This window comes from Actinomyces bouchesdurhonensis (genome assembly GCF_963540955.1).
GTDB lineage: Bacteria > Actinomycetota > Actinomycetes > Actinomycetales > Actinomycetaceae > Pauljensenia > Pauljensenia bouchesdurhonensis.
The window spans coordinates 18,673-28,895 of record NZ_CAUTSL010000027.1; the positions used below are offsets into that span (position 1 = coordinate 18,673).

9 protein-coding genes are annotated in these 10,223 nt (G+C 62.9%); 7 read left to right on the plus strand and 2 right to left on the minus strand.

The features are described 5' to 3' along the window. Positions 1–2: 2 nt before the first annotated feature. Positions 3–1,238, minus strand: a complete 1,236-nt coding sequence (locus tag RYL44_RS06095) for a glucose-1-phosphate adenylyltransferase (RefSeq protein WP_314768496.1) — start codon at positions 1,236–1,238, stop codon at positions 3–5. Positions 1,239–1,407: 169 nt separating this feature from the next. On the opposite strand from RYL44_RS06095, the gene glgA reads away from it, so the two are divergent. The 7 genes from glgA to RYL44_RS06130 all read left to right on the plus strand — a co-directional run bounded on the left by glgA (position 1,408) and on the right by RYL44_RS06130 (position 9,938). Then, the gene (gene glgA / locus RYL44_RS06100; RefSeq protein WP_314768494.1) at positions 1,408–2,631 is read left to right on the plus strand and encodes a glycogen synthase; all 1,224 of its coding nucleotides are present in this window, start codon (positions 1,408–1,410) and stop codon (positions 2,629–2,631) included. A gap of 36 nt (positions 2,632–2,667) precedes the next feature. After that, positions 2,668–3,456, plus strand: a complete 789-nt coding sequence (locus tag RYL44_RS06105) for an ABC transporter ATP-binding protein (RefSeq protein WP_314804548.1) — start codon at positions 2,668–2,670, stop codon at positions 3,454–3,456. A gap of 10 nt (positions 3,457–3,466) precedes the next feature. Continuing rightward, positions 3,467–3,931, plus strand: coding sequence for an NfeD family protein (locus tag RYL44_RS06110; RefSeq protein ID WP_073983387.1), 465 nt, complete (start codon positions 3,467–3,469; stop codon positions 3,929–3,931). A gap of 40 nt (positions 3,932–3,971) precedes the next feature. After that, entirely contained in the window at positions 3,972–4,931 is a 960-nt protein-coding gene (locus tag RYL44_RS06115; RefSeq protein ID WP_073983386.1) for an SPFH domain-containing protein, read from the plus strand. A 68-nt stretch (positions 4,932–4,999) separates the two neighbouring features. Further along, complete coding sequence (locus RYL44_RS06120) at positions 5,000–6,340, plus strand: glutamine synthetase family protein (protein WP_276738700.1); 1,341 nt, start codon at positions 5,000–5,002, stop codon at positions 6,338–6,340. Next, positions 6,337–9,270 carry a bifunctional [glutamine synthetase] adenylyltransferase/[glutamine synthetase]-adenylyl-L-tyrosine phosphorylase gene (locus RYL44_RS06125; protein ID WP_314975402.1) on the plus strand — a complete coding sequence of 978 codons (2,934 nt, stop codon included), beginning with the start codon at positions 6,337–6,339 and terminating at the stop codon, positions 9,268–9,270. Before RYL44_RS06120 ends, RYL44_RS06125 begins: the two co-directional genes overlap by 4 nt. Further along, on the plus strand, positions 9,267–9,938 hold the full coding sequence (locus RYL44_RS06130; protein WP_314975403.1) for a histidine phosphatase family protein: 672 nt from the start codon (positions 9,267–9,269) through the stop codon (positions 9,936–9,938). The genes RYL44_RS06125 and RYL44_RS06130 overlap by 4 nt, the downstream gene beginning before the upstream one ends. Here RYL44_RS06130 and RYL44_RS06135 read toward each other — a convergent pair. Then, positions 9,926–10,177 (minus strand): hypothetical protein, encoded by a 252-nt coding sequence (locus tag RYL44_RS06135; protein WP_314975404.1) that lies wholly within the window; start codon positions 10,175–10,177, stop codon positions 9,926–9,928. The two genes, RYL44_RS06130 and RYL44_RS06135, sit on opposite strands and share 13 nt — an antisense overlap. Positions 10,178–10,223: the final 46 nt, after the last annotated feature.

Genomic DNA, 10,223 nt, shown 5'->3' on the forward strand with positions numbered 1-10,223 from the left:
GCTCACTTGCGAACGACCGTCCCCTTGGGGACGACTGTGATACCAGACTCAGTGACCGTGAAGCCGCGCTCAACGTCATGCTCGAGGTCAACACCAACGACGGCACCTTCCTCGACAACGACGTTCTTGTCCAGAATCGCCTTGACAACCTTCGAATGTCGACCCACGCGCGTGCCATGCATCACGACCGAATCCGAGACCTGCGCCCACGAGTGGATGTAGGTGTTCGGGGAAACAATCGAGCGCACGATCTCGCCGCCCGAGACGATCACGCCGGGCGAAACAAAAGAATCCATTGCGTGACCCATACGATCCTGGTCACCGTAGACGAACTTAGCCGGCGGCAGCGAGCCGTCGATCATTGTCATCGTCGGCCACCTGCGGTTGTACAGGTTGAACACCGGGTGCACCGAGATCAGGTCCATGTTCGCCTCGTAGTAGGCGTCCAGCGTGCCAACGTCGCGCCAGTAGTCGCGGTCGCGGTCGGTCGAACCTGGCACGTCGTTGTCCTGGAAGTCGTAGACGCCGCACTCGCCGCGCGAGACGAACCACGGGATGATGTTGCCACCCATGTCGTGTTTCGAGTCGGGGTCCTGGGCGTCCTCGCGCAGCGCGTTCACCAGGTCCTTCGTGGTAAACACGTAGTTACCCATCGACGCGAGCACCTTTGTGGGGTCATCCGGCAGACCTTCGGCATGCTTGGGCTTCTCGAGGAAATTCTTGACGACTCCGCCTTCACCGTCGATGACGCCCAACGCTGGAGCAAGTTCAATCGGCTGGCGGATGCCCGCGACTGTAGCCGGCAGGCCAGAGTCGATATGGTGCTGGACCATCTGAGAGAAGTCCATGCGGTAGATGTTGTCCGCTCCGATGATGACGATGTAGTCGGGCTGCTCATCGTCCACGATGTTCAGCGACTGGTAAATCGCATCCGCACTGCCCAGATACCAGTGCGGCCCACGTCGCTGCTGAGCGGGAACGGGAGAAATGAAGTCGCCGAGCAGGGGAGAGGTGTACCAGGTCGTCGAGATATGGCGGTCGAGAGAGTGGGACTTGTACTGGGTCAGGACAACGATCTTGAGGTATCCGGAGTTGACGATGTTCGACAGGGCGAAATCGATCAGACGGAAATGACCTCCAAATGGAACGGCCGGTTTCGCGCGATCTGCCGTCAGCGGCATCAGACGCTTACCCTCACCGCCCGCAAGAACGATTGCCAGAACGTGGTTCTTTGCCATACGGCACCTCTTCGTTGGTCGACGTGGCCTGCATCGCCGCAGGCCGTGGGTGTAGTCACACTGTATTACAAATGTCTATCGATTGCTCTACCGTCTCGTTTCTATTTCGGTCGCGGTGATTTCCGATACTATGTGTTACACGCGTCGCCACTGTCGGAAGGACCACATCATGCGCGTCGATCTACTTACCCGCGAATACCCGCCTCACGTGTACGGCGGAGCGGGTGTCCATGTTCTCGAATTGGCTAAGGTGCTGCGCGGACTCGTCGATGACCTGCGAGTGCAGGCGTTTGACGGCCCCCGCGCCCCGGGGACCGAGGGTGCAGACCCGGGGGTCACCGGCCATGCGGATCTACCGCAGCTGGATGGGGCGAACGCAGCGTTGCGTACCCTCGGCGTCGATCTTGAGATCGCAGCTGCGTGCGAAGGTTCGGACCTGGTGCACTCGCACACGTGGTACGCCAACTTCGCGGGCCATGTCGCTTCGCTTCTGGGCGACATTCCTCACGTCGTTTCTGCGCACTCACTGGAGCCGCTGCGCCCCTGGAAGGCTGAGCAGCTCGGCGGCGGGTACCGTCTGTCCTCCTACGTGGAAAAGACTGCTTACGAGGCTGCCGCCGCTATCGTTGCTGTTTCCAATGGTATGCGAGAGGACATCCTGCGCTGCTACCCGAGCGTCGACCCAGCCCGCGTTCACGTCATCCACAACGGTATTGACCTGAGTAAGTGGCACGCGCCGGTTGGCGAGGCCGGGGAAGAGCTGCGTTCGCGCGTTCTGGCCGAGCATGGTATCGACCCGACGCGCCGCACAGTGGTCTTCGTCGGTCGTATCACGCGTCAGAAGGGTCTGCCTTACTTCCTGCGCGCCGCCCGCCTGCTGCCAGACGATGTCCAGCTGGTCCTGTGCGCTGGCGCCCCGGACACTCCCGAGATCGCTGCGGAAGTTGAGGGCCTTGTCGCCGAGCTGCGTGCCACGCGCTCCGGTGTCGTGCTCATCTCCGAGATGCTCCCGCAGCCCGAGGTTGCTGCCATCCTGTCAGCCGCCCAGGTTTTTATCACCCCTTCCGTTTACGAGCCTCTTGGTATTGTCAACCTCGAGGCGATGGCGCTTGGCCTGCCCGTCGTTGGCACTGCGACCGGCGGTATCCCCGACGTTATCGTCGACGGAAAGACTGGCTACCTCGTTCCTATCGAGCAGATGCAGGACGGTACCGGCACGCCGCTTGACCCCGAGACCTTCGAGCGTGACATGGCCGACCGCCTCATCCGCGTGCTGGACGACCCCGAGCTTGGTCGCCGCATGGGCGAGGCAGGACTCGTGCGTGCTCGCGAGCACTTCTCTTGGCAAGCGATCGGCGTCAAGACCGCCGAGCTGTACCGCTCGCTCGTCTGAGGCGCGCTCGGTGTCCAACACGACTAGGCTTGATGCATGACTTACGTCCTGAATCTCTCTCACGTGTCTCTCCAGCGAGGAGACACTCAGGTACTATCCGACGTCTCGTGGTCAACACGTCCGCGCCAGCACTGGGTTATCGTTGGTCCTAACGGTGCGGGTAAGACGACGCTCGCGCGCGTCGCTTCCGGTCGGGTTGCCCCCGATGCGGGTGAGGTAGCCCTGTCCGAGACGGATCTCGCTCAAGTGGATCCTGCTGAGGCGGCGACACGAGTCGGATTGGCTTCGGCAGCCGTGGCAGCGAAAATCGTTCCCACGCAGTCGGTGTTGGACACCGTGCGCAGCGCGGCCTGGGGCCTCGCTGTCGCACACGACGAAGAATATGAGCAGGTCGACGATGAGCGCGCACGTGCGCTCATGGAGATCTTCGGCATCGATCACCTTGCAGAGCACGAGTTTTCCACGCTCTCCGAGGGCGAAGCGCAGCGGGTGATGCTGGCCCGCGCGCTCATGACAGACCCGGAGGTGCTCATTCTCGACGAGCCGACGTCCGGGCTTGACCTGGGGGCCCGCGAGCTGCTCATCACGGCACTGTCCGAGATCATGAAGGGTTCGAAGTCTCCGCAAATTATTCTCGTGACTCACCAGATCGAGGAGATTCCCGACGGCGCGACGCACTGCGCGATCATGTCGAAGGGGACGATCGCCCACCAGGGTCCCATCGAGGACGTTCTGACGGGTGTCAATCTTTCTGAAGTCTATGGCATGCCCCTGCTTGCCGGACGCACGGACGGGCGCTGGTGGGCGCGCGGCGTCACCGAATAGGAGTGTGGCCATGTGGTGGATGTGGATACTCGCTGCCCTTGTGTGCGGCATCGTCGAGGTGATGGCGGTCAGTTTCGTCTTCCTCATGCTTGCGATCGGCGCGCTGGCGGCCGGGATTGCCGGTGCGCTGGGAGCTAGCCTTGCGGTGCAGATGATCATTTTTGTGGTCGTCGCGGTTGCTCTCCTTTTCGTGGTGCGTCCCTTCCTCAAGGGCCGCGTGGAACGCTCGACGCCCGATGTGCGAACGAATGCGGACGCGTTGATCGGTCGGACAGGTTACGTGACAGAGATCGTTGGCGAGCGTAACGGGCGCATTCAGTTCTCTGGTGGGGAGTGGAGTGCCCGGACGGAGGGTCCGTCAATTCCGGTGGGTGTCGAGGTGTGCGTTGAGCGTATCGACGGTGCCACTGCAGTGGTTAGCGCGCTAAATCCCACGGGCGGTCCGACGAATCCCTACGCCGGTCACGTCTCCTGACGCGTGTTCGTTAGTCTTCTACTAAGAAAGGAAAGATGCGATGAATTCTGGTGAACTTGTCGCTAACATCGCGCTGGTTGTTATTTTCGCGGTGATCGTCTTCGTCGTCGTGGCGCTTGTGCGGGCGGTGAGGATCGTTCCGCAGTCGCGCGCATTCGTGATTGAAAGGCTGGGCCGTTACCAGTCGATTCTCCGTGGCGGCTTTCATCTCCTGGTTCCCTTTGTGGATCGTGTTGCCGCGAATGTCGACCTGCGTGAGCAGGTCGCGAACTTTCCGCCGCAGCCCGTGATCACAGCCGACCAGGCGATGGTTTCAATCGATTCGGTGATCTACTTCCAGATCACTGACCCGCGCGGTGCGACCTATGAGGTAGCGAATTTCCTCCAGGCGATCGAACAGCTGACGGCCACGACCCTGCGTAACCTGATCGGTTCCCTTGATCTGGAGCAGACACAGACTTCGCGTGAGTCGATCAACAAGCAGCTGCGCGGAGTTCTCGACGAGGCCACGGGACCGTGGGGCATTCGCGTGACCCGCGTGGAACTGAAGTCCATTGAGCCGCCGCCGCGAGTGTTGGCTGCCATGGAACAGCAAATCACGGCAGAGCGTACGAAGCGTGCGACGATTCTGACGGCCGAGGCCGAGCGTGAGTCGCAGATCAAGAAGGCCGAGGGCGCCAAGCAGGCTGCTGTCCTAGCTGCGTCCGCCCAGCAGGAGGCGCAGGTTCTGCAGGCTAGGGGTCAGAAGGAGGCCTTGATTCTCCAGGCTGAGGGTGCGCGCCAGGCCCAGATCCTGCGCGCTCAGGGTGAGGCTGAGGCCATCCAGACGGTCTTCGCCGCGATCAACGCGGGCAAGGCGACGCCGGAGCTGCTCTCCTACAAGTATCTTGAGATGTTGCCGAAGATTGCCGACGGCCAGGCATCTAAGCTGTGGATGCTGCCATCCGATCTGACTGGCGCACTGGAATCCATCTCGAAGGGTTTCAACCTGGGCAAGTAGACTGGAAGCCACGCCGGGCCGACCGCAGTCCGCGGTCGGCCCGTGGTCTATTAAACGGGAGGGTTACGGTGGATTCTCATCAGGAATACGTGCTGCGCGAGGTTGCGCAGAAGAATATCCGTTTCATTCGTCTCTGGTTCACGGATGTCGCTGGTGTCTTGAAGTCGATTTCGATCGATCCGGGTGAGCTGGAGGATGCCTTTAGCGAGGGGATTGGTTTCGACGGCTCAGCTGTCGAGGGCCTTACGCGAGTGTTCGAGTCCGACATGCTCCTGATGCCCGACGCTTCGACCTTCCAGCTGTTGCCGTGGCGTTCTCACGAGGATCCTGTGGCGAGCATGTTCTGCGACGTGCTCATGCCGGACGGTCGTCACGCCCCTTCCGACCCTCGCGGCGTCCTTGAGCGCGTCGTCGAACGCGCGGCTGACGCGGGCTTCCGCGTCATGATGCACCCGGAGATTGAGTTTTATCTGTTGCGTCAGCCAGTCACTCCCGAGCGGATGATTCCGGTGGACCAGGCTGGTTACTTCGATCATGTTGCGCGCGGGGATTCGAACGATTTCAGGCGGCGCGCCGTGCGCATGCTGGAGGACATGGGGATCCCCGTCGAGTTTTCACACCACGAGGGAGGGCCCGGCCAAAACGAGATCGATTTGCGTGCCGTTGATCCGGTGCGCGCGGCTGACAATATCATGACGGCGCGTACCGTCATTGAGGAGGTGGCCCTGCGTGAGGATCTGGTCGCCACATTCATGCCCAAGCCTTTCATCGAGCACCCGGGGTCGGGCATGCACACGCATGTCTCGCTTTTTGAGGGCGAGGAGAACGCGTTCTTTTCGCCGTCGGGTCAGTATCGGCTGTCGGAGACGGGGCGACGGTTCATTGCGGGTCTGCTCGCGCATGCCGAAGAGATTGCGGCGGTTACGAATCAGCACGTGAACTCTTACAAGCGACTGTGGGGTGGGGGGGAGGCTCCTTCCTATGTGTGTTGGGGACACTTGAATCGTTCGGCGCTGGTGCGTGTGCCCCTGTACAAGCCGAAGAAGAGCGCGTCCGCTCGTATTGAGTATCGTGCTCCCGACCCGAGCGCCAACCCCTATTTGGCTTTCGCCGTGATGATTGCGGCAGGTTTGGATGGCATTGAGAAGAAGATGGATCTTATGCCCGAGGCCGAGGACAATGTGTGGGATCTGTCTGATCGTGAGCGTCAAGTCATGGGTATCCACGCGTTGCCCGCGTCGTTGTCGGATGCTGTTCGGGCGATGAAGAAGTCGGAGCTGGTGGCTTCTACGCTCGGTGAGCAGGTTTTCGACTATGTCATCCGTAACAAACGGAAGGAATGGACGGAGTATCGTCAGCAGATTACGCGCCAGGAGCTTGAGCAATTCCTGAAGGTTGTGCCCCGGTGATGCCCGACGATCTGCGGCTTGCCGGATTCCTTGACGCGAGGCGCACCCAGTCATTTCTTGACGAGCTGCCGAGGGGCGAATTGTGGGTGGGGGATCTGAGCGCATCGGCTGACCCTGACCAGGCGTTGCTTCAGGTTGTTCGCCTGCGTGAGGCGGACCCCGGCCTCGTCGATTCTTTGACGCGAGATGAACGGGCAAGGAAGCGCTTGTGCGCGATCATGGGCGGCAGCGGGTGGCTCGGTGATTACGTGATCGCACAGTCCGCGCGCGCGGCGTCCATCAACGAGGATCCGGGCGCGGCCCGGGATGTCTTGTACGAGGCAGTGGGGGCCCACGCGGTCGGTACGGGCGCGTGGGTCGCGGATCCGGCAGCCAGCTCCGACGACCTTCGCGCCGCTTATCGTCGGGTGCTCCTTGCCATTGCCGCAGATGACTTGACCAGTGGTGACCCGCAGGAAGTGATGCCGAGCGTGGGAAGGCGTCTCTCCGACCTGGTGGATGCCACACTCGACGCGGCGCTCGCTCTGGCTCGGCGCGACATCGACCCGGAGGGGTTGGTGCCATTCGCGGTCATCGCGATGGGGAAGACGGGTGCGCGCGAACTCAACTACATCTCGGACGTGGACGTCGTCTACGTTGCCGAAGCGGGGGCCGATGGTGACGAACGAGCTGCCCTCGAGGTAGCCACTCGTCTGGCTTCGAGCGCGGCCTCGGCCTGCTCGGGTCCCGGCAACGAAGCTCCTCTGTGGACGATCGACGTGAATCTGCGACCCGAGGGACGTAACGGTGTTCTGGTGCGCACAATCGAGTCCTATCACCAGTACTGGGATAAGTGGGCGCAGACGTGGGAGTTCCAGGCGCTGCTCAAAGCGCGCGCCTGTGCGGGTGATGTGAAGCTTGGTCGGGCGTTCGAGGAGGCCGCTCAGCCTTACGTGTGGAGTGCGTCGGGCAGGGACGGTTTCGTCGAGGCAGCGCGTGCGATGCGTCGTCGCGTCGAGGACAACATTTCGCGCACCCATGCCTCACGTGAACTCAAACTAGGCCGGGGTGGACTACGCGACGTCGAGTTTACCGTGCAGCTCCTGCAGCTGGTCCACGGGCGCACCGACGCCTTCTTGCGCGTACGCTCGACGCTGGAAGCTATCGACGCGCTGCGTGAGGGCGGCTACATCGCTCGTTCCGACGCTGACCAGCTGTCCTCCTGCTACCGCTTCCTGCGTGCCGTCGAGCATCGCACGCAGCTGCCACGCATGCACCGTAACCACCTGATCCCTGACAGGGACCGCGACCTGCGTATTCTCGGGCGCGCCATGGATCCGGTGCGTTATCCGGATGCCGATTCGATTCGCGTGGCCATTGACGACGTGCGCTCGCGTGTCCGTGCCTTGCACGAGGATGTTTTCTACCGTCCGATTGTTGCCGCCACCGCGTCGCTTCGCGACGACGAGGCCTCCCTGCATGCCGATGGCGCGCGCGATCGCCTGGCCGCCATCGGCTACCGCGACCCTGTCGGTGCCCTCACACACATCGGTGCGCTCACGCGAGGAACGAGTCGACGTGCCACCATTCAACGCCATTTGTTACCTGTGTTCATCTCGTGGCTGGCGGACGGCGCGGACCCCGATATGGGTCTGCTGAACTTCCGTATCCTCTCTGAAAACATCGGAGAATCGCACTGGTATCTGGCGCTTCTGCGCGACTCCGGCGTGGCTGCCCGCAGGCTGATGACGATGCTGCCGAACTCCCGTTGGATTGCCGATGCCCTCTCTAAGCGTCCCGAGGCTGTTGCCTGGTTGGACGATGATGCGGAGCTAGCGCCGCGCCCACGGGAACGGCTCGAGCGAGAGGTCGGTGCGCTCATTGACCGCCACGACGATGCGGCGGACGCCGCCGCTCGCGTGCGTGCTGTGCGTACCCGCGAGCTGACGCGCTGTGCGATGAGCGACCTGATCCACGGCGTGGATCCGCGAGGCCATGCGATCGCGGACGCCACGGACGCCGCCCTGCTTGGTGCCTTGGCGATTGCTCAGCGGGAGGATGCCAAGCGCTGGGGGAGCACGCGGGCCAGAGTCGTCTTCGTCGCGATGGGGCGATACGGTGGTCGCGAATGCTCCTATGCCTCCGACGCAGACGTCATCGCTGTGCACGAGGCGGTCGGCGGCGCCTCCGACTCTGAGGCCGCGGCCAGCGCCACTGTCATTGTGAACCGTGTGAAGAACTTACTCGGATCTGCGACCAGTCAGCTCGGCATCGTCGTTGACTTGGACCTGCGCCCCGAGGGTAAGAACGGTCCGATGAGCCGCACGTTAGAATCCCACGAGGAATACGCCGCGCGTTGGGCGTCCACGTGGGAGCGCCAGGCGGCTGTGCGCGCACGTCCCATTGGTGACAGTGAGCTGGACGAGCGTGCCCGCGCCCTTTTCGAGTCTATGGCCTACCGGGAGGTGAGCGAGGCTGAGGTGCGTGACATTCGTCTGCTGAAGGCCCGGATGGAGAACGAACGCCTGCCGCGCGGCAGCGAGCCTGCCCGACACGTTAAGCTCGGCCCCGGTGGCCTCTCCGATGTCGAGTGGACGATCCAGCTGATTCAGATGCGCTTTGGGCGCGATGTTGCGGCCCTGCGAACCCCTTCGACGATCAGAGCCATCGTCGCGGCCCGAGACGAGGGACTCCTGGCCGCCAGTGACGCTGACATCCTCCTAAACGCCTGGGATCTTGCCGCTCGCATCCGCGCGGGTAACACCTTGGCGAGTGGGCGTATGAGCGGTGTGAAGCTTGACGTTTTGCCTCGTGACAGCGCGGAGCTGGGTGCGCTTGCCGCTATCCTCGGATACGGGAGTGGCGGGCTGACCGCCCTCGAAGAGGACTGGTTGCGTGGTGCACGACAAGCGCGCGACGTGATGGAACGAACTTTCTGGGAGCAGCAGTGAAGATTGTGCTGGTACGGCACGGACAGACCCCCGCAAATCGACTGGGGGCCCTCGACACGGTCCGCCCCGGCCTCGGCCTGACCGTCGAGGGCATGGCTCAGGCAAGCCGCCTCGCACAGCGGTGGGAGGTGGAGGTTGCCGCTCCTCCTACTCTCATCGCCTTGTCTGGCCTGCATCGTACGCGCCTGACGGCCGCGCCGCTGGCTGCGCGCTACGGGCTCACGCCGCTCGTGTGCCCGGGGATCCGCGAACTGCGCTCGGGCGACCTGGAGATGGCTTCCGACCCCGCATCCCAGTCCCTGTACGTGCGCACGACCCTGTCGTGGTGTGCGGGGGACCTGTCCAATCGGATGCCGGGCGGCGAAAACGGGCGCGAGGCCCTGGCTCGCTCGCTGGAGACCGTGCGCCGCGTGGGACTCGCGGCTCGCGAGCAGGTGGGGGAGGAGGCTGTCGCGGTCTTCGTTATCCACGGGGCTCTGACGCGCCTGCTAGCCACGTGGCTCTCGGCCGACATCGACGAGGAGCTGGTTTCCAAGCACTTCATGTCTAATACGGGCACGACCATCTTCGAGTGGGCTCCCGGCTTCACCCCGGCCTCGGCCTCGGAGCTGGCCAAGGGCCTGCAGGCACTGACTTGGAACGACCGCCCCCTCGATCAGTGGGACTGAGGCTGGCGCTCCTCGCCTGACGGTCCGTCGGTGGGGGCCACGAAGGGTGACACCTTGTAGGGGAAGGACCGGTACTTGAAGTACCCCTCCAGGTAGGACAGGTGCTCCTCGCACGCCAGCCACGTCTTCGTGCGGGCGCGGTGGATCGCCGGGTTGCGCCAGTCGATCCGATAGATCGCGGCGTTCGTACATTCGCGCGCCGAGCAGATGCCCGAGGCGCTTTCGACTCCCAGAGCCATGGTGTCCTCCCGATGCGGTTACGCTTGGAAGTATGCCAACCCTCGT